Here is a 19,398-nt window from a genome sequence, read left to right as displayed (position 1 = left end):
GGCGACAGAATCGGAGTACGCTCAGGCCCACCATGGCGGAACTGCATGGTCCACCGGGACCCGAGATGAGTATGGCTGCCGAGCTGGATACCGCGGCAGGCGCCCTGCTGACCGTCTGGGACGGTGCACGGGAACGCACGGCCAACCGGATCTCCACCGCCCAGCTACGGGCCGTCATGCTCGTCGAGCGACAGGACGGCATCAACCTGCGTCGGCTGGCCGCCGGGCTGGACATGCTGCTCTCCTCGGCCAGCCGGCTCTGCGACCGGCTGGTCGCCGCCGGGATGCTGGAGCGCGAGCCGGGCCGCGCCGACCGCCGGGAGATCTCGCTGCACCTCACCGCCGAGGCCCGTCGACTCCTCGCCGAGCTGCGCGAGGACCGCCGCCAGCATCTGGCCACGATCCTCGCCGCGATGACCCCGGAGGCGCGCGAGGCGCTGCTGCAGGGTCTGCGCGAGTTCGACGCGGCAGCGCGGGCACGGGTGATGCGCGAGGTGTCGCCGCTGGTGCCGCAGCAGGAGGGACACCCGGAGGCGCTGCCCGCAGCGGGTCGGAGCGCGGTGGAGCACGGTGCCGAGCCGCAGTCGCGAGGCTGGTCGGCGGGGGAGACCTCGGTCTCACGTACCGCCTGACGGGTCGCCGGTCAGCCGCCCGCAGCCGGGCCCGCCGCCAGCATCGCCACGTCGTCGTGCCGGTGTCCGCCACACCACTCGTCGACCAGGTGGAGCACCCGGTCGACGAGCGTCGTCGGTGCCGACCCGGCGGCCTCGGCCAGGGCCCGGTGCAGCCGCCGTTCGCCGAACATCTCGGTGCCGCTCGGCCCACCGCGGGCCTCGGTCACCCCGTCGGTACGGGCCAACAGCAGCTCGCCCGGCCGCAGCCGGACCTCGGTCTCGTCGAACCGTGCCCCGGGCACCGCACCCACCGGCATGCCGCCCACCTGGACCGGGGTCACCGTCCCGGCGCCGTCGACCAGCAGCGGTGCCGGATGACCACCGCCGGCCACCCGGACCCGCAGCCCGCCGTCCGGCTCGGGACGCAACGTGCCCAGCAGCAGGGTGGTGAACTGACCCCGACGGGCCGCGTCCGGGATGTCCAGCAGGGCCCGGTCGAGTAGCCCGAGCAACTCCCGGGGCCGGTGTTCGACCAGCCGCAGCGTCTGCAACGACTGGCGGACCCGGCCGGTCAGCACGGCCGCGCCGACGCCCTTGCCGCTGACGTCGCCGAGGGCGAACAACGCGCCACCGTCGGTCGGGAGCACGTCGTAGAAGTCACCGCCGATGCGCAGACTGTCCCCGGCCGCCCGGTACCCACCGGCGAGCCGGACGCCGTCGACGGCGGGCAGGTCCGGCGGGAGCAGACTGTTCTGCAGCACCCGGGCCAGGTGGGCCTGCTCGTCGTAGAGCTGGGCGGTGGCCATGGCGGCACCGGCCCGGGCGGCGAACTCCCGGGCCACCTCGACGTCGCGCCGGTCGAACCCCTCGCGCGCCCCGGCCCGCACCAACACCAGCGCGCCCGCCGTCCGCCCGGCCCCCGGCATCGGGCTGACCAGCAGCGTCGCCGCCGGACCGAGGTCGTCCGGGAGCAGTGGCCCGGCACCGTCGCGCTCCCCGGCAGGCCAGGGCCGGGGCACGCCGGCCTCCCCGTCGAGCGCCTCGACCAACCCGGGTAGGGCGCTGACCGCGTCCCAGTCGGTGGCGCCGAGGGTCGGCTCGTGGCCGACGTGCCGGATCCACTGCGGCTGGTACTCGACCGTCCCGGTCGGCAGGTACACGACCAGGGCCAGGTCGGCGAGGTACGGCACGGGCAGCGTCGCGGCGGCCCGGAGCGCCTGGTCGCGCTGTAGGGCCAGGCCGAGCCGGCGCCCTGCCTGGGCCAGGAAGTCGGTACGTCCCCGCTCGGTACGCAGCGCCTCGGCGTGCCGGTGATCGTCGGTGACGTCCCGCACGTACCACGCCGACCGGTCACCGGCCAGCGGGCGGCGCACGCCCCGCAGCCGCCGGTCCCGGTGCTCGCCGTCGACGTGGTCCGCCCCGGTCGCGTACGCCTCGGCCAGCATCGCCACCGGGGAACCGGGCAGGCCGACGCCCGGGTGCAGCTCCGGCAGCAACGCGGCGGCCGTGGCGTTGACCAGCACGACCTGTCCGACGCTGTCCGTGATCAACACCGCCTCGGCGAGCCCGTCGAGCAGCTCCAGCGCGAGCTCGGGGTCCACCGACGTGCCGACGCCCGGACTTCCGGATCGCCCACGGCCGGTGGAGCCGGCGGCCGGGCCCCGTCGGGTCCTGGTCACCGGCGGTCGCCCCGCGCCCTGCGCTGTCGACCTGTACGCATGCCGGTGCTGTGCTCCTCGGGTCCACGGGGTTTGTTGCCTGCGGACAAGGGTACCGAGGGGCCCCGAGGGGTGCCTGGGCAGGAACGCCGGTGGGCTAGAGCCGGGCCAGCCAACCGGCCGGGCGGGCGATGATCCGGCGCACCACCGAGCCCGCCGCGCCCACCGCGGCGGCGGTGGCGCCGAGGGTCGCCGGACGTACGGTCACCGGGGACCAGGCGGCGGTGAGCACCCGGCGTTCGATCTCGGCGAGCACCGGCGGGCGGATCCAGGGGGCGAGCGGGGCGTAACCGCCGCCGAGCACCACGGTGTCCAGGTCCAGCAGGTTGATCACGCTCGACACGGTGATCCCGATGGCCGTACCCGCCTCGTGCAGGGCGTGCCGGGCAGCGGGCTCGCCGGCCTCGGCGAGCTGCGCCAGCCGCATCGGCGCGGTGTCGGCCGGCAGGTCGGCCCCGGCCAGACCGGCGGCGGCGAGGATCGCCTCCTGTCCGGCGTAACGCTCCAGGCAGCCCCGGCCGCCGCACCGGCAGGGCGGCCCGTCCGGCCGTACCGGGATGTGCCCGATCTCGCCGCTCCAGCCCCGGACTCCCCGGAACAACGCGCCGTCGAGCACGATCCCGGCACCGATGCCGACCTCGCCGGAGAGGTGCAGGAAGCTGCCCGGTCCGGCACCGGCGTGCAGCTCGCTGAGCGCGGCGAGGTTCGCCTCGTTGTCCACCACCAGCGCGGGTACGCCCTCGACGGTCTCGGTGAGTGGCGGGTGCGCGGCCAGCAGCTCCGGCACCGGTACGTCCCGCCAGCTCAGGTTCGGCGCGAGGCGGACCCGGCCGGTGTCGTCGACCAGCCCGGGTACGCCGAGGGCCGCGCCGGCCAGGGTGAGGCCCTGGTCGTCGGCATCGGCGCGGGCCCGGTCGGCGAGCCGGACCAGCCGGGCCAGCGCGTCGGCGGGAGAGACCGGGCGCAGGTCGGCCCGGTGCACGGTGTGGTGCCGGACCGCGCCGGAGAGGTCGACCACGCAGGCGGCCAGGTAGTCGACGTTGATCTCCAGCCCGAGCCCGGCCGGGCCGTCACCGGCGAGCACCAGGCCACGGGCGGGTCGCCCGGCACCGGCACGCGGGGTCGGCTCGGCCTCGGTGACGAGTCGACCGGCGACGAGGTCCTCCACCACGGCCGAGACGGTGGCCCGGGTGAGGCCGGTCTCGGCCGCCAGCGAGGCCCGGGAGGGCGGGCGCTCGGCCGCGGCGATCCGGCCGAGCACGAGGGCGAGGTTCAGCTCACGCAGGCTGCCCTGGCGTACGCCACCGGCCGGGGCTGCGAGTCGGGTCACCCCTTGACACTGCCACACTGCGGCCATTTAATTCAACCACTGAACAAATAGCGGACGACACCACCGGAGGTCTGTAATGGCATCCCGTCCCACCCCCGCCGACAAGTTCTCCTTCGGCCTCTGGACGGTCGGCTGGCAGGGCCGAGACCCGTTCGGCCACGCCACCCGACCCGCGCTGGACCCGGTGGAGTCGGTGCACCGGCTCGCCGAACTGGGCGCGTACGGCGTCACCTTCCACGACGACGACCTCGTGCCGTTCGGTGCGGACGCGGCCACCCGCGACGGCCAGATCGCCCGGTTCCGCAAGGCGCTCGACGAGACCGGCCTGGTGGTGCCGATGGTCACCACCGACCTCTTCCAGCAGCCCGTCTTCAAGGACGGCGGCTTCACCAGCAACGACCGCGACGTGCGGCGGTACGCGCTGCGCAAGGTGCTGCGCAACATCGACCTCGCCGCCGAGTTGGGCGCCCAGACCTTCGTCATGTGGGGCGGCCGTGAGGGCGGCGAGTACGACGTGGCCAAGGACGTGCAGGCCGCGCTGGCGCGCTACCGCGAGGCGGTCGACCTGCTCTGCCAGTACGTCGTCGACCGCGGCTACGACCTGCGGTTCGCGCTGGAGCCCAAGCCCAACGAGCCGCGCGGCGACATCCTGCTGCCCACCGTCGGGCACGCCCTGGCCTTCATCTCCACGCTCGCCCACCCCGACCGGGTCGGCGTGAACCCGGAGGTCGGCCACGAGCAGATGGCCGGGCTGAACTTCGTGCACGGCATCGCCCAGGCGCTCTGGCAGGGCAAGCTGTTCCACATCGACCTCAACGGCCAGCGCGGCATCAAGTACGACCAGGACCTGGTCTTCGGCCACGGTGACCTGCTCAACGCGTTCGCCCTGGTGGACCTGTTGGAGCACGGCGCACCGGGCGGCGGCCCCGGGTACGACGGACCCCGCCACTTCGACTACAAGCCCTCCCGCACCGAGGACATGGACGGCGTGTGGGTCTCCGCCGCCGCGAACATGCGGACCTACCTGCTGCTCAAGGAGCGGGCCGCGGCGTTCCGGGCCGACCCCGAGGTGGTCGAGGCGCTGGCCGCCAGCAAGGTCGGCGAGCTGGGCGTACCCACCCTGGGCGAGGGTGAGGGCTACGCCGAGCTGCTCGCCGACACCAGCGCGTTCGAGGGCTACGACGTCGACGCGGCCGGTGCCAAGGGCTTCGGATTCATCCGGCTCAACCAGCTCGCCGTCGAGCACGTGCTCGGCGCGCGCTGAGGCGGACGGCATGCCGCTCGTCGCGGGGGTGGACTCCTCCACCCAGTCCTGCAAGGTGGTCGTCCGGGACGCGGAGACCGGTGACCTGGTCCGCCAGGGCCGGGCGCCGCACCCGGACGGCACCGAGGTCGACCCCTCGGCCTGGTGGTCGGCCCTCCGAACGGCGATCGACGCCGCCGGTGGGCTGGACGACGTCGCCGCCGTCTCCGTCGCCGGGCAGCAGCACGGGATGGTCTGCCTGGACGACTCCGGCGAGGTGGTGCGGCCGGCGCTGCTGTGGAACGACACCCGCTCCGCACAGGCCGCCACCGACCTCGTCGAGGAGGCCGGTGCCGGCAGGACGGGACGGCAGTTCTGGGCCGACGCGGTGGGCAGCGTGCCGGTGGCCAGCTTCACCGTCACCAAACTGCGCTGGCTGGCCCGGCACGAGCCGGCCAACGCCGACCGGGTGGCCGCCGTCTGCCTGCCGCACGACTGGTTGACCTGGCGTCTGTCCGGCTCGTCCGACCTGGCGGCGCTGCGGACCGACCGCAGTGACGCCAGCGGCACCGGCTACTGGTCCCCGGCCACCGGCGAGTACCGCCCCGACCTGCTGGAACGGGCGCTCGGCCGGACGGTACGGGTACCGACCGTGCTGGGCGCCGCAGAGTCGGCGGGCACCCTGCCCGGCGGGGCGCTGCTCGGACCCGGTGCCGGGGACAACGCCGCCGCCGGGTTCGGCGTGGGCGCCGGTCCCGGCGACGTGGTCGTCTCGATCGGCACCTCCGGCACCGTGTTCAGCGTCGCCGACGCGCCGGCCGCCGACCCGACCGGGATCGTCGCCGGCTTCGCCGACGCCAGCGGCCGGTTCCTACCGTTGGTCTGCACACTCAACGCGGCCCGGGTACTGGACGCCGCCGCCGGAATGCTGCGGGTCGGGTTGGACGAGCTGGCCGAGCTGGCGCTGGCCGCGCCGCCCGGCGCGGACGGGCTGGTCCTGGTGCCGTACCTGGAGGGCGAGCGGACGCCGAACCGGCCGCTGGCCACCGGGGCGGTGCACGGGCTGACCCTGGGCACCTCGACCCCGGCCCACCTGGCCCGGGCGGCGGTGGAGGGCATGCTCTGCGCGCTCGCCGACGGGCTGGACGCGCTGGCCGCCCAGGGGGCGACCGTCCGGCGAGTCATCCTGGTCGGAGGCGGGGCCCGCTCCGCCGCCGTCCGCCGGATCGCCGCCCAGGTCTTCGGCAGCCCGGTGGTGGTCCCGCCACCCGGCGAGTACGTCGCCGACGGGGCCGCCCGCCAGGCCGCCTGGCTGGCCCTCGGCGGTGCCGAGCCGCCGTCCTGGTCACCGTCCGGCACCGAGGAGTACGCCGCCGAACCGGTACCGGCCATCCGGGAGCGCTACGCCGAGGCCCGGGAGCGTCACCTGGACCGCCCGGCGTGAGGCGCTGACGGTCCGGGCCGGGGCGGTGTCGCACCCCGGCCCGGACCACATCCGGCCCCTGCTGGTCCCCGTCACGCCCGGTCACGCCGTTTCGTTGCCCTGCCGGGTCGTTTCGCGCCGTGCCGGGTCGTTTCGTGGGTGATCTGGGCGCGCGGGGTTGTGCTGGCGTCCGGGCCCTCCACCGCACACCAGCAGACCGTGCCTCTCAAGATCGTGCTCGATCCAGGGTCGAGTGGTCATCCCGGCGTTGAGACGCCACTCGATCCAGGATCGAGCGTGATCACGGTGGCGCGGGGTTGGGGTCGGTCCGCCGTCCTGGTGACGGGATGGGTGGACCCGGTGACCGGGCCGTTATCCGGTCCTGGTTGGCTGCCGACATGACCTTGCGCACGGGCCGATCGGCGCGGGTGTGGGGCGGGGGCGCCGCGCACCGGATCTACAGCGTGGTGGTCTTCGTGCTGCTCGCCTCGCTGGACAACGTGGCGATCGGTCTGGTGCCACCGCTGTACGGCGCGATCGCCGACTCCTTCGAGGTGCCGCAGCGCCTGCTCGGCCTGGTCACCGCGATCAGTTTCCTGGTCAGCGCCGTGGCGGCGGTCGGCTGGGCGTATTTCGGGGACCGCACCAACCGCAAGCCGCTCCTCATGATCGGCACGTTGATCTGGGCGGCCGGCACCGGCGGCAGCGGTCTGGCCGGCGACTACCCGACGTTCCTGGCCGCGCAGTTGCTGGCGGCGATCGGCCTCGGCGCCGTCGGGTCGGTCGGTTTCTCGGTCGTCACCGACCTGATCTCGCCCCGCCGTCGGGGCCTGGTGATGAGCTTCTGGGGACTGTCCCAGGGCATCGGCACGCTGGCCGGCACGCTGGTCGGCGGGCTGCTCGGCGCGGCCGACTGGCGCCGGCCGTTCCTGCTGCTCACCGTCGTCGGCCTGGCCGCCACCGCGGCGTACCTGTTCACGTACGACATCCAGCGCGGGCAGAGCGAACCGCAGTTGGCCGCCGCGCTCGCCGCCGGTGCCGAGTACGACCATCGGATCAGCCGCGCCGACCTGCCGGTCATCCTGGGCCGACGGACCAATCGCTGGCTCGTCCTACAGGGACTCACCGCCCAGGCCGCGTTCGGCTCGCTGGTCTGGCTGCCGGTGCTCTTCACCGAGCGGGCCCGGGAACAGGGGTATTCACCGGCGACGGCGATCGTGGTGGGCAGCGTCTTCGCCACCCTGTTCCAACTCGGCGGCGTGTTCTCCATCGTCGGCGGCCTGATCGGCGACGCGCTGCAACGGCGTACGCCCTCCGGCCGGGCCTTGGTCGCCGCGGTCGGCATCCTCGCCGCGGTCCCGCTCTACCTGGTGCTGTTCTTCGTGCCGATCCGCATCGACGTGCCGGACGGGGCCGGTACCGGTGCGGTGGTGGCGGCCGTGGTGGGCAGCGTGTTCACCGAGCCGACGGTCGGGCTGAGCCTGCTCACCGCGCTGGTGGCATTGGCGTTGACCTCGGCGAACTCACCGAACTGGTTCGCGTTGATCGCCGACGCCAACCCGCCCGAGCACCGGGGCACCGTCTACAGCCTCGGCAACCTGGTCAACGGGGTGGGTCGGGCGGCCGGCAACGGGCTGGTCGGGGTGGTCTTCCACGCCCTGCGGGCGGCCTTCCCGCCGCCGTTGAACTACGCCGTCGGGCTGGCCGCGTTCCAGCTCTTCTTCATCCCCACCGGGATCATGTACTGGCTGGCCGCCCGGACGTCTCCCAAGGACATCGCCGACGTCCGCGACCTGCTGCACCGCCGCGCCGAGAAGCTGTGAGCGCACACGCGCCGAAGCCCAGATGCAAGGAAGGGCACCTTGTTAACGCCTCGTGCATAGCAAGGGCCCCCTGCTAACAACGGGCGAGCCGTACCCGAGCACCCCGGAACGACGGCGTTCGGCGTGCCGCGCAGTCGGCGCGGCTGACCGTGTTAACAAGGGGCCCTTCCTCTACCTGAGGCGTTAAGCAGGTGCCCTTCCTTGCACGACAAACAACAGCAACAACAGCGTCAGGCGCTGCGGAGCCAGACGGTGACGTCGGTGGGGAGGGAACCGTCGTCGTTCAGCGGGGCGCTGCTGTGCAGCACCTCGCCGCCGGGCACCGGTACGGCCTGCGGACCGAAGTTGGTCGACACCACCAGGTCGCCGTTGCGGAAGGTCAGTACGTCGTCGCCGGAGGAGAGCCACTCCAGGGTGCCCCGACCCAGCCCGTGCGTACGCCGCAGCCGCAGCGCCGTGCGGTACATCTCGTACGTGGAGCCGGGCACGTCGCGCTGGCGGTCCCGGGCGTACTCGGCCCAGACCGGAGGCTGCGGCAGCCAGCTCGCGTCGGTGGGCCCGAACCCGTACGACGGCGCGTCGGCCTCCCACGGGATCGGCACCCGGCAGCCGTCGCGGCCCCGTTGGGTGTGCCCGCTGCGCTCCCAGGTCGGGTCCTGTCGCGCCTCGTCGGGCAGGCTGGTGTGCTCGGGCAGCCCCAACTCCTCGCCCTGATAGAGGTAGGCCGAACCGGGCAGGGCGAGCATCAGCAGGGTGGCGGCCCGGGCCCGGCGCAGCCCGAGCGCCGCGTCCGGCTGCTCGTCGCCGACGCCGATGCCGTTGGGCCGGGCGGTGCCGACCGGCAGCCCGAGTCGGGAGGCGTGCCGGACCACGTCGTGGTTGGAGAGCACCCAGGTGGTGGGCGCGCCGACCGCGTCGGTGGCCTCCAGCGACCGGGTGATCACCGCGTACTGGGCGGGGGCGGTCCAGGAGGCGACCAGGTACTCGAAGTTGAACGCCTGGTGCATCTCGTCGGGGCGGACGTACGCGGCCAGCCGCTCGGCCGGCTCCACCCACGCCTCGGCGACCAGGACGCGTTCCCCGGGGTAGCCGTCCAGCAGCCGCCGCCAGTCCCGGTAGATCTCGTGTACGCCGTCCTGGTCCCACATCGGCGGGCGGGGCTTGTCGGCCTCCCGCCCGGAGAGGATCTCCTGCGGCTCCCGCCAGTCGGCCAGGTCGGCCTGCTTGACCAGCCCGTGCGCCACGTCGACCCGGAAGCCGTCGACGCCCCGGTCCAGCCAGAACCGCAGCACGTCCAGGAACTCGGCGCGTACCTCGGGGTCGTCCCAGTTCAGGTCGGGCTGGGCGGTGTCGAACAGGTGCAGGTACCACTGCCCGTCGGGCACCCGGGTCCAGGCCGGTCCGCCGAAGACGCTCTGCCAGTCGTTGGGCGGCTCGGTGCCGTCCGGTCCCCGGCCGTCGCGGAAGACGTACCGCTGCCGTTCGGGGCTGCCCGGGGCGGCGGCCAGGGCGGCCTGGAACCACCGGTGGGCCGACGAGGTGTGGTTGGGCACCAGGTCGACGATCACCCGCAGCCCCCGGGCGCGGGCCTGCGCGATCAGCTCGTCGGCGTCGGCGAGCGTGCCGAACAGCGGCTCCACGTCCCGGTAGTCGGCCACGTCGTAGCCGGCGTCGGCCTGCGGCGACGGATAGAACGGGGAGAGCCAGACCGCGTCCACCCCCAGCTCGGTGAGGTGGTCCAGGCGGGCGGTGATGCCGGGCAGGTCACCGATGCCGTCGCCGTTGGCGTCGGCGAACGAGCGCGGGTAGATCTGGTAGATCACCGCCTCGGTCCACCAGCCGGTGATCGTCTGCTGCGTCGCGTTGTCGTTCAGGACGGACTCCCGTGGTCGAGCCGGCCCGGCGGGTCGCCGGACGACGATGGTGATCGGTTCAGTTTGCCCGCGCTCGCGCGGTCGATTCACGCACGACCAGCCGAGTGTCGAGGATCACCGGCGACGCCGTCCGGTCCGGTCCGGGCTGCCGCAGCGGTCCGGTGAGCGGGTCGAGCAGCATTTTCGCGGCCAGTCGGCCCTGCTCGGCGGCGGGTTGGGCGATGGTGCTCAGCCCGAGCACCCCGGCGAGCGCATGGTCGTCGATTCCGATCACGCTGACGTCCTGGGGTACCCGCAGACCGGCGTCGCGCAGCGCGGTCAGCGCCCCCATCGCCATCTCGTCGCAGGCGGCGAAGATCGCCGTGGGCGGGTCACCCCGGCGCAGCAGTTCCTCGGTGGCCCGGGTGCCGCCGGCGATGTCGAACCGGGACTCCACGTCGAGGCTCGGGTCGGGGCACAACCCGGCGCTGCGTAGCGCCTCCTGGTAGCCCCGGCGTCGGTCCAGGTGCGCGGTGAAGGCGAGTTCGTCGTCGGGGTCACCGGAGATGTGGGCGATGCGCCGGTGACCGAGATCCAGCAGGTGCCGGGTGGCGGTCCGCGCGGCGGCCACGTCGTCGATGCGTACGCAGGGCCAGCCTGGCACGTCGGTGCCGGAGCTGACGGTCACGCCGGGCAGATCGAGCGCGGCCAGTGTGGTCAGCTCGGGTGCCCGCAGCGGGGTGGCGACCAGCATCACGGCGTCCACCCGCTTGTGCAGGTTGGCGGGGTGCAGCAGCCGCTGGCGGTTCTGCTCCCGGCCGCCGAGGTTGTGCAGCAGCAGGTCGTAGCCGGCCTGGTGCAGGAAGTCCTCGACCGCTTCGACGACGACGCCGAAGAACCACCGGGTGATCCGGGGGACGACGACCGCGACGGTGCCGGTACGGCCGCCGGCCAGCCGGGAGGCGCTCGGCGACACGGCGTACTGCAACTGCTCGGCGGCGGCCAGCACCCGGTGGCGGGTGGCGGCCGACACGGTCGGCAGTCCGCGTAGTGCCCGGGAGACGGTGGCCGTGGAGACTCCGGCCAACCGGGCGACGTCGTCGATCCTGGTCACGCTTACCCCGCTCGTGTCCCGGGTGGTGCCGCCGTCGACGTCGACGGCGGCACCACCCGGGTATCAGCCCTTGACGCTGCCGGCGAGCAGCCCTCGAACGAAGTAGCGCTGCAACGAGAGGAACACGATCAGCGGTACGACGATCGAGACGAACGCCCCGGCGGTCAGCCGTTGCCACTCGTTGCCCCGGGTGCCGGCCAGTTCGGCCAGCCGCACGGTGAGCGGTGCGGTGACGTCGCTGCCACCGGCGAAGATGAGCGCGACCAGCAGGTCGTTCCAGACCCAGAGGAACTGGAAGATGCCGAACGCGGCCAGCGCGGGGGCGACCAGCGGCAGCACGATGGTGCGGAAGATCCTGGGGTGGGTCGCCCCGTCGACCCGGGCCGCCTCCATCAGGTCCTTCGGTAGCTGCGAGATGAAGTTGTGCAGCAGGAACACGGCGAACGGCAACGCGAAGCAGGTGTGCGCGAACCACACCTGGGCGAAGTTCTGCGCGCCGTCGAGGTTCCAGGCGGGCATCAGGGTGACGCCGCCGATGCTGACTCCCCGCGAGAAGAAGCTCAGCAGCGGCACCAGCGCCATCTGCAACGGCACGATCTGGAGCGCGAAGATGCCGATGTAGACCCAGTCCCGGCCGCGGAAGTTGATCCACGCCAGCGCGTACGCGGCCAGGGCGGCGAACGCGAGCGGGAACAGCACCGACGGCAGGGTGATGACCAGCGAGTTGACGAAGTAGTTGGCGAGCTGTCCCGAGCCGGACGCCTGTCCGAACAGCACGTCCTGGTAGTTCTGCAGGGTGAACTGCGGGTCCCGGAAGAACGTCCACCAGCCGGTGGTCTTGAGCTGCGGCTCCGGCCGGAACGAGGAGACGAACAGGCCGAACGTCGGGATGGTCCAGACGACCGCGATGACGATCGCGACGACCGTCGCGGTACGGCTGTTCAGCCGCTTGCGTACCCGGGACGCGCGCGTCGACGTGCCACTGGTGTCCTGGGCGCCGGTGGCGACCGGGGGAGTGGTGGTGGTCATCTCAGCCCTCCCGTCGCTGCTGACGCAGGTTCCGGATCTGGAAGATCACGATCGGTAGCACCAGGACGAAGAGGAAGACCGCCAGGGCGGACCCCTGACCGTTCTGGCCGTACCGGAACGCCTGGTTGTACATCTCGTTGGCGATCACGCTGGTGTCGTAGTTGCCGTTGGTCGTGGTGCGGACGATGTCGAAGACCTTCAGCGTGGCGATCGAGATGGTGACCACGACGACGATCAGGGCCGGCCGGATGCTGGGCACGGTGATCTGCCGGAACATCTGCCAGGGGGTGACCCCGTCGAGGCGGGCCGCCTCCACGATGTCGGCCGGGATGGACTTGATCGCCGCGGAGAGCACCACCATGGCGAATCCGGCCTGGATCCAGACCATGATCACGATGAGGAGCAGTGTGTTCAGTGGCGAGTCGAGCAGCCACTGTCGGGGCTCGCCACCGAGGCTGACCACGATCTGGTTGAGCAGACCGATCTGTTCCTGGTCCTCACCCCGGTAGGCGTAGACGAACCGCCAGATGATGGCGGCACCCACGAACGAGATCGCCATCGGCATGAAGATCAGCGACTTCGCCAGCGACTCCATCCGGGCCTTGTCGACCAGCACGGCGTAGAGCAGGCCCATCGAGGTGGCGACCAGCGGAACCAGGGTCACCCAGACCAGCGTGTTGATCAGTACCCGGACGATCGCGTCCTCGGCGAACATCCAGCGGTAGTTGTCCAGCCCGACCCAGTTCTGGCTGCCGCCGTCCATGAAGGACAGGAGCGTGGTGCGGATCGCCGGGACGACCAGGCCGATCATCAGCAGCAGGACGGTCGGCAGCAGGAAGAAGAGTGCGAACAGCCCCTCCCGGGGCTTGGTCCGCCGGGGCATCGGCGCGCTGCCGGCGGCGGCGGCGACGAGTTGCGCCTCGCGACGCCGGGCGAAGAACGCCGGCACCGCGTCGAGCAGGACGAGCAGGCCGCCGACCACCACTGCGAAGGCGACCAGCCCCCACAGCAACATCATCAGTTTCGGCGCCTGGGCGGCGAAGTCGAAGTTCATCAACCCTCCCGGAGGTGTCGACAGAGCCGGTGGGCCGGCCCGCGTGCGCGGACCGGCCCACCACTGGACTCAGTTCGGCCAGCTGCTCTCGATGCCCTGGAGGACCGTGGCGGTGTCCCGCCCGTTGATCCACTCGACCATGCCCTTCCAGAAGGTGCCGTTGCCGACGGCCGCCGGCATCAGGTCGGACCCGTCGAAGCGGAAGACCGAGCTGTCGTCCTGGAGGAGTTCCGCGGACAGCTTGTCGATCGGGTTCGCGACGTTGGCCAGGTCGAGCTTGTTGTTCGCCGACACCCAGTCGCCGATCTTCGCGCGGCTGTTGGCGTGCTCACCGGAGGCGAGGTACGTCTGCACCGCCTGCACCTCGGGACGGTCGTTGAACGCCGTCACGAACTCGCCGCCGCCCAGGACCGGCTTGCCCTTGGCCGGGTCGATGGCCGGGAAGTAGAACGCGAACACGTCGCCGTCCTCGGCCACCCGGGTGCCCTGCGGCCACTGGTTGGCGTAGAACGAGGCCTGCCGGTGCAGCGCGCACTTGCCGGCCGTGATCGGCACACCGGCCTCCTGGAACGAGGTGGTGGCGATACTGCGTACGCCGCCGAAGCCGCCGTTGACGTACTTCTCGTTCTTCAGGATGGTGCCGGCGCGGTCGAGCGCCTCGGCGACCCGGGGGTCGTTGAAGGGGATCTCGTGCTTGGTCCACTGGTCGTAGACCTCAGGCGTCTGCGTACGCAGCATCAGGTCTTCGATCCAGTCGGTGGCCGGCCAGCCGGTGGCCTCACCGGACTCGATCCCGGCGCACCACGGCTTGGTGCCGCTGTCCGCGATCGTGTCACTGAGCTTGATCATCTCGTCCCAGGTGTTCGGGACGGCCCAGCCCTTCTCCTGGAACATCTTTGGCGAGTACCAGACGAAGGACTTCACGTTCGAGCCGAGCGGCGCGCCGTAGAAGGTGCCGTTGACCGTGCTGTAGGTCAGCCAGTCGGCCGGGTAGTTCTCCTCGGCCATCGCCTTGGTCTCGGCGCTGGCGGCCTTGATCTGGTCGCGCTCGGCGAACCGCTGGATCAGACCGGGCTGGGGGATGAACGCCAGGTCGGGGGCGTTGCCGCCGTCGACGCGTACGGGCAACTGCGCCTCGAACTCACCACTGCCCTCGTGGTTGATGTCGATGCCGGTGCACTCTTCGAACTGCTTCCACGACTCGTCCAGCCGGTCGGCCTCGATGTCCCGGATCGACGAGTAGATCGTCACCTTCTTGCCGTCGTGGCCCTGGTACTTCTCGTACGGGGCGCACTCGGCGGAATCGGCGTTGGTGTTGTTGCCGCTACTGCTGCTGCTACCGGTACCGCAGGCGGTGGCGCCGAGCGCCAGCCCGAGCGCGCCGGCGATCACGAGGGCCTGGCGTGGCCTGGCAAAGACTGCCATGCCGTCCTCCTTCCTAGCCGGCGCCGGCCGGGATCGCATCCGGTGACCTGGCGCCGGTCCGATGGGCGTTTTCACATGTAAGCGCTTGCATCTCGCGCGGTCCAGCCCTGGGCGGGACACGACCGAGTAACAATCCCGAAACCTGTCGTCCCTGCCTGGGCGCACCCCCACCGGGCCCGGTCTGCTCAGAGTTGACCAAGGGGTTTGCGCCCTCAGAACTGCCCTTCGGAGACCAGAACTTCTTGATCAACGCGGGTGTCGGCGCGCGGATCAACGCGGGTGTCGCGCGCGGTACCGGCTCGATCTGGAACCGGAGCCCGGACGGGGTCAGCCGTTCAGTCGCCAGATCGAGTAGTTCAGCGCTGCGGCGAAGGTCACCCAGGCCCAGTAGGGCAGCAGCAGGGCGGCTGCGGCGGTGCTGACCCGTCGGAACAGCAGGACGGTGACGCCGATCGCCAGCCACAACAACACGATCTCGGCGAAGGCCAGGCCGTACTGCCCGGCGCCGAAGAACAGCGGGGTCCAGGCGGCGTTGAGCACGAGCTGCACCGCCCAGGCGAGCACGGCCGGGCCGAAGCCCACCCGACGCCAGACCAGCCAGCCGGCCAGCGTGACGGTCACATAGAGCACCGTCCAGACCGGGCCGAACAGCCAGGACGGTGGTGCCCAGGCGGGCTGCTCGATGCTGCGGTACTCGTCCGCCGCGCCGACGGCGGCGAGGTTGCCGATGACGGCCGCCGCCGTCACCGCCGCTGCGAAGCCGGCCAACGCCCACCACTGCCGGGCACCGCCTCGCGGGGTGTCGCTCGCACTCGTCCGCATGCGCACAGCTTCTCCACGGGTCGGGCCGGCAAACTTGCCGGGGCGGGCCTCCCCGTGGGCTGGCGAGACCTGCCGGCGGGGAGGCGCGCGACGCAACCCGGATCGGAAGGAGCCTGCCAGCGGGGAGGCGCGCGACACGGCCGGGACCGGAAGGGGCTACCGGCCGAGCGGCGCGCTATGCAACCCCGGATCGGAAGGGGCCTGGCAGCCGAGCGGCGAGCGACGCGGCCGGGCCACCCAAGCGCCGGGGCACTCAAGCGCCGGGGCACTCAGGCGCCGGGACACAAGTACGCCGGGGTCGCCGTGGCCGGTGGCTCCTGTCGGGAGGACGGAGTTCCGGTCACGACGACCCCGGCGGGTCCGGGACAGGCGACGCGTTGCGCCGCCACGTCAACTGAAGATGCTCACACCACCCGGGCCGACCAGAAGCCCGACGACGATGAGGACGATGCCCCAGAGAATCTGCCGGCGGAACAGCGCGAGGATGCCGGAGACGACCAGTACGACTGCGAGAATCCAGAGAATCAGCTCCATGTTTGCTGAATACCCCCCACTCCTACGCCGGAAACCTGCGGCTGATCAAGGTCGTCACCGAGATGGAAGACGCTGTACGCCTGCTTGATCACCGGGTGCGCGACGTTGCGTACGCGTACCCCGCCGGGCGTGGTCCCGCGCTCGGAGCCGTGGTGCGCGTGCCCGTGCAGGGCCAGCGCGGTGGGCGCCGAGTCGACCGCCTGCCCGAGCTGGTAGCAGCCCAGGAACGGGTAGATCTCCAGCGGCTCCCCGGCCAGGGTGTCCGGCACCGGCGAGTAGTGGGTCAGCGCCACCAGCGTGTCGCAGTCCAGCGCGCGCAGCGCGGCGGCCAGTCGATCCGCGCTCTCGGTCGTGGTGCGGACGAACGCCTTCATCTCCGGCTCGCCGAAGTCACTGGCACACCGCCCGGCGAACCCGCCACCGAAGCCCTTCACCCCGGCGACGCCGAGCCGACCGCCGGGACAATCGAGCACCACGCCGTCGCCCTCCAGCACGGTGATCCCCGCCTCCTGCAACACGCCGACCACCTGCGGCACCTGGTCGCACTGATGGTCGTGGTTGCCGAGCACGGCGATCACCGGTACGCCCAGTCCGCCGAACTCCCGCGCCACGCACCGGGCCTCCGCCTCGGTGCCGTGCCGGGTCAGGTCACCGGCGAGCAGCAGCGCGTCGGCCTTGTCCGGCAGTTCCTCCAGGGCCGGCCGGAAACGGCCGACCACGTCCTCGTCCACATGTACGTCGCCCACCGCGGCGATCCGGATAGCCATCGCGCCTCCCTCAGGGCAGTTGCTCGATCTCTGTGGGCGCCTGCGCGCGAATCACCCCGATGTCGCTGGTGACCGGTTCCTCGGGGAAACGCTCGGCCACCCGGCGCAGGATCTCGTCCCGTCGGTGGGCGCTCTCCACCTCACCCATGAGCACCAGACCGCGCTCCGTACGGACCACGGAGATGCCCTGCTCGGCGACGGCCGGATCCTCGGCGAGCAGCCGGTGGATCTCCGCCTCGACGTACTCGTCCGGCGGCCCGGCACCGGGGTCGCGGTACGTGGTCACGGTGTTCCCCTCCCGTCGGCCGTGCCGGCGTCGGGCACGACGTCCAGCCTGTCCAGCAGCACCAGGAACGCCTCCGCGTACGGCGAGTGCTGCGTCTCCTTACGTACCCGTTCCCAGTCGATCTGCTCCCGCAACGACCGGGCCAGCGGCAACCCTCGCGCGAAGTCGCAGTAGTGCTGCGAGAAGCTGAGCAGCTTGTGCACCATCAACTGGGTGGCCGACAGCACCGGCATGTGGATGGCGTCGACCGGCCGTACGACCGTGTCGCCGAAGGTCTCCTCGGTCACCGGCGTCTCGATCGGGCGGTGGATCAGGTCCACCATCCGTCCGCCGTCGAAGACCTTGACCAGCCAGTCCTCCGGGGGCCGCTCGGCGGTGAACCCGGCCGCCACGAGTGCCTCCAGGGCGGCGTCGACGTCGGGCTCACGGATCAGGAAGTCGACGTCGTGCTCGCTGGAGTGTCCGCCGTGCGCGTACACGGCGAAGCTGCCGCCGAGCGCGAACGGGATGTCCGACTGCTTGAGCACGGCGGCGACCTTCTTCAGTGTGTGCAGGAGAGTCTCGTCGTCGCGCTCGGCCATGTCGCCTCTCCCGTCGAACTCGTTCAGTCGCTACCGGTGGGATGCCGGATCGGTACCCGGCAATCCGGTCGCCCACACCTGCATCGCCCGCGCAAGGGCGCGATCAGTCGCATACCGGGACGAACCTTCCGGTCGCCGTGCGAGGGTCGGATATCCTGTCGAGAGTGGCCAGATCGACGGGTACCCGGTGCGGCACGGCCCGACTGCGCACCGTGGCCCTGATCGGCGTGGACGGCTCGGGCAAGACCACTCAGGCGCACCGGCTCGCCGAGGCGCTCACCGCCGCCGGTCACCCGGCCACCTACCACCGCAATGCCGGTGGGCGCCGCTGGCTGGGGCGGGCCGCGAACCGACTCGGTCGGGCGGACGCCCAGGGATTGCTCGGGCGCGACGCGATGCTCCTGCTGGAATCCGTGCTGCGCTGGCTCGCCATCGCGATGGCCCTGCTCGGCAGCCTGTGCACCGGCCGGGTGGCGGTGATGGACCGCTACGCCGCCTGCCAGTACGCCAGCCTCCGGGCGCACGGGGGTCGGCGTTGGGAACGGCTGGTCCGGGCCGCGTACCGGGTCTTCCCGCAGCCGCAGGTGACGTTCCTGCTGACGGTGCCGCCGAACGAGGCGTACCGGCGGATCGAGCGGCGTGGCACCGACGAGGAGAGTCTGCCCTACCTGACCGCCGCGGACCTGGCGTACCGCACGTTGCCGGAGTCACCGAGCTTCGTGCCGGTCGACGGGGACCGACCGGCGGACCAGGTGGCCCGGGACATCCGCGACCATCTCGCCGCGTGGCTTCCGGCCGACGACGAGCCGGACGAGCCGGGTCCGCAGCGGTACCGGCCGTGGCTGCCCGGACCGGTGACCGCGCTGGTGCCGATCCAGGCCCTGCCGTGGGCGGCCGGGTCGGCCCCGGTGCAGGTCCGGCCGTGGTCGATCCGACCGCCGAGGATTCAGGCCCGGCCGTAGACCGGTACGGCGGCGCCGCTGGTCGGGGCGGACTCGTCGGAGGCCAGGAAGCGGACCACGGAGGCGATCTCGGTCGGCTCCACCCAGCGGGAGTGGTCGGCGTCCGGCATCGCGGTCCGGTTGGTGGGCGTGTCGATGACGCTGGGCAGCACGGTGTTGCAGCGCACGCCCGCCGCCCTGTACTCCGCCGCGACGGCCGAGGCGAAACCGAGCACGGCGGCCTTGGCGGTCACGTAGCCGGAGACTCCCGGGAACGGCGCGAGAGCTGCCCGGGCCGCCACGCACACCACCGCGCCGCCGCCGGCCGCGACCAGGTGCGGCAGGGCCGCCCGGGTGACCAGGTGGGTCGGTCGGAGGTTGAGGGTGAGCATCCGCTCGAACTCCTCGATCGGCGTCTCGTGCACCAGGCCGCCGCTGGCGTACCCGCCGACCAGGTTGACCAGGGCGCGCAGCGGCGCCTCGGGGTCACCGGCGGCCACCTCGACGACGCGGGCGACGTCCTGCGGGTCGGTCAGGTCCGCGACCGGGCGTACCGGCGCGTCGCCGTCGGGCCCGGCCTCGGGCGACGGCGCCCGGCGTTGCGGCGCGACCACCCGCCAGCCCGCCTCGACGAACACGGTGGTCACCGCCCCGCCCAGCCCGCCCGTGCCCCCGGTGACCAGCACACTGCGTCGCGTCATGACCCCACGCTAGTGCCGCCGTCCGGTCGGCCCCCGGCCGGCCCCACCCGACCGGACGGACCCGGCCCGCCGGGGGAGGCGGCCCCCTCGGACGGGTGGGAGGCTGTGGGCGTACGCCCGGCACGTGTCGTCCCTCGGAT

General features: G+C 72.3%; 18 protein-coding genes. 5 read left to right on the top strand and 13 right to left on the bottom strand.

Translation table 11 applies throughout. The features are described from left to right. Positions 1 to 65: 65 nt before the first annotated feature. On the top strand, positions 66 to 632 hold the full coding sequence (locus ACQVFL_RS24605) for a MarR family winged helix-turn-helix transcriptional regulator (protein WP_396690823.1): 567 nt from the start codon (positions 66 to 68) through the stop codon (positions 630 to 632). 11 nt (positions 633 to 643) lie between these two features. Here the strand turns inward: ACQVFL_RS24605 and ACQVFL_RS24600 are convergent, their stop codons facing one another. Together ACQVFL_RS24600 and ACQVFL_RS24595 are read right to left on the bottom strand one after the other, a co-directional pair. Then, positions 644 to 2,215, bottom strand: coding sequence for a PP2C family protein-serine/threonine phosphatase (locus tag ACQVFL_RS24600; RefSeq protein WP_431727697.1), 1,572 nt, complete (start codon positions 2,213 to 2,215; stop codon positions 644 to 646). A 214-nt stretch (positions 2,216 to 2,429) separates the two neighbouring features. Next, positions 2,430 to 3,689, bottom strand: a complete 1,260-nt coding sequence (locus ACQVFL_RS24595; protein ID WP_396690826.1) for an ROK family protein — start codon at positions 3,687 to 3,689, stop codon at positions 2,430 to 2,432. 49 nt (positions 3,690 to 3,738) lie between these two features. Here ACQVFL_RS24595 and xylA point away from each other — a divergent pair, with 49 nt between their 5' ends. From xylA to ACQVFL_RS24580, 3 genes are all read left to right on the top strand, one after another. Then, positions 3,739 to 4,926 carry a xylose isomerase gene (gene xylA / locus ACQVFL_RS24590; RefSeq protein ID WP_396690828.1) on the top strand — a complete coding sequence of 396 codons (1,188 nt, stop codon included), beginning with the start codon at positions 3,739 to 3,741 and terminating at the stop codon, positions 4,924 to 4,926. A gap of 10 nt (positions 4,927 to 4,936) precedes the next feature. Further along, positions 4,937 to 6,349 (top strand): xylulokinase, encoded by a 1,413-nt coding sequence (gene xylB / locus ACQVFL_RS24585; RefSeq protein WP_431727696.1) that lies wholly within the window; start codon positions 4,937 to 4,939, stop codon positions 6,347 to 6,349. 377 nt (positions 6,350 to 6,726) lie between these two features. Then, complete coding sequence (locus tag ACQVFL_RS24580) at positions 6,727 to 8,151, top strand: MFS transporter (RefSeq protein ID WP_396690832.1); 1,425 nt, start codon at positions 6,727 to 6,729, stop codon at positions 8,149 to 8,151. 230 nt (positions 8,152 to 8,381) lie between these two features. Here the strand turns inward: ACQVFL_RS24580 and ACQVFL_RS24575 are convergent, their stop codons facing one another. The 10 genes from ACQVFL_RS24575 to ACQVFL_RS24530 form a co-directional block, all read right to left on the bottom strand. Beyond that, positions 8,382 to 10,025, bottom strand: coding sequence for a glycoside hydrolase family 13 protein (locus ACQVFL_RS24575; protein ID WP_431729886.1), 1,644 nt, complete (start codon positions 10,023 to 10,025; stop codon positions 8,382 to 8,384). 58 nt (positions 10,026 to 10,083) lie between these two features. Beyond that, positions 10,084 to 11,118: a LacI family DNA-binding transcriptional regulator gene (locus ACQVFL_RS24570; RefSeq protein WP_431727695.1), complete on the bottom strand. Its 1,035-nt coding sequence runs from the start codon at positions 11,116 to 11,118 to the stop codon at positions 10,084 to 10,086. Positions 11,119 to 11,181: 63 nt separating this feature from the next. Beyond that, the gene (locus ACQVFL_RS24565; RefSeq protein WP_396690836.1) at positions 11,182 to 12,147 is read right to left on the bottom strand and encodes a carbohydrate ABC transporter permease; all 966 of its coding nucleotides are present in this window, start codon (positions 12,145 to 12,147) and stop codon (positions 11,182 to 11,184) included. A 1-nt stretch (position 12,148) separates the two neighbouring features. Continuing rightward, positions 12,149 to 13,201 carry a carbohydrate ABC transporter permease gene (locus tag ACQVFL_RS24560; RefSeq protein WP_396690838.1) on the bottom strand — a complete coding sequence of 351 codons (1,053 nt, stop codon included), beginning with the start codon at positions 13,199 to 13,201 and terminating at the stop codon, positions 12,149 to 12,151. 69 nt (positions 13,202 to 13,270) lie between these two features. Then, positions 13,271 to 14,626 (bottom strand): ABC transporter substrate-binding protein, encoded by a 1,356-nt coding sequence (locus tag ACQVFL_RS24555; RefSeq protein WP_396690839.1) that lies wholly within the window; start codon positions 14,624 to 14,626, stop codon positions 13,271 to 13,273. 327 nt (positions 14,627 to 14,953) lie between these two features. After that, a complete protein-coding gene (locus tag ACQVFL_RS24550; RefSeq protein ID WP_431727694.1) occupies positions 14,954 to 15,448 on the bottom strand; it encodes a TspO/MBR family protein in 495 nt (164 codons plus the stop codon). A gap of 390 nt (positions 15,449 to 15,838) precedes the next feature. Next, complete coding sequence (locus ACQVFL_RS24545; RefSeq protein ID WP_162854360.1) at positions 15,839 to 15,982, bottom strand: GPGG-motif small membrane protein; 144 nt, start codon at positions 15,980 to 15,982, stop codon at positions 15,839 to 15,841. Further along, the gene (locus ACQVFL_RS24540) at positions 15,973 to 16,749 is read right to left on the bottom strand and encodes a metallophosphoesterase family protein (RefSeq protein ID WP_396690844.1); all 777 of its coding nucleotides are present in this window, start codon (positions 16,747 to 16,749) and stop codon (positions 15,973 to 15,975) included. Before ACQVFL_RS24540 ends, ACQVFL_RS24545 begins: the two co-directional genes overlap by 10 nt. 10 nt (positions 16,750 to 16,759) lie before the next feature. Beyond that, the gene (locus ACQVFL_RS24535) at positions 16,760 to 17,035 is read right to left on the bottom strand and encodes a hypothetical protein (RefSeq protein ID WP_396690846.1); all 276 of its coding nucleotides are present in this window, start codon (positions 17,033 to 17,035) and stop codon (positions 16,760 to 16,762) included. Then, on the bottom strand, positions 17,032 to 17,643 hold the full coding sequence (locus ACQVFL_RS24530) for a nucleotidyltransferase (RefSeq protein WP_396691022.1): 612 nt from the start codon (positions 17,641 to 17,643) through the stop codon (positions 17,032 to 17,034). Before ACQVFL_RS24530 ends, ACQVFL_RS24535 begins: the two co-directional genes overlap by 4 nt. A 137-nt stretch (positions 17,644 to 17,780) precedes the next feature. On the opposite strand from ACQVFL_RS24530, the gene ACQVFL_RS24525 reads away from it, so the two are divergent. Next, on the top strand, positions 17,781 to 18,578 hold the full coding sequence (locus ACQVFL_RS24525) for a dTMP kinase (protein WP_431727693.1): 798 nt from the start codon (positions 17,781 to 17,783) through the stop codon (positions 18,576 to 18,578). On the opposite strand, the gene ACQVFL_RS24520 is transcribed toward ACQVFL_RS24525, so the two are convergent. Then, complete coding sequence (locus ACQVFL_RS24520; RefSeq protein ID WP_431727692.1) at positions 18,563 to 19,258, bottom strand: SDR family NAD(P)-dependent oxidoreductase; 696 nt, start codon at positions 19,256 to 19,258, stop codon at positions 18,563 to 18,565. The two genes, ACQVFL_RS24525 and ACQVFL_RS24520, sit on opposite strands and share 16 nt — an antisense overlap. Positions 19,259 to 19,398: the final 140 nt, after the last annotated feature.

This window comes from Verrucosispora sp. TAA-831 (genome assembly GCF_050780145.1).
Lineage (GTDB): Bacteria > Actinomycetota > Actinomycetes > Mycobacteriales > Micromonosporaceae > Micromonospora.
Note: the sequence above shows the minus strand (reverse complement) of the source record. Positions and strands in the feature narration are given on the sequence as shown.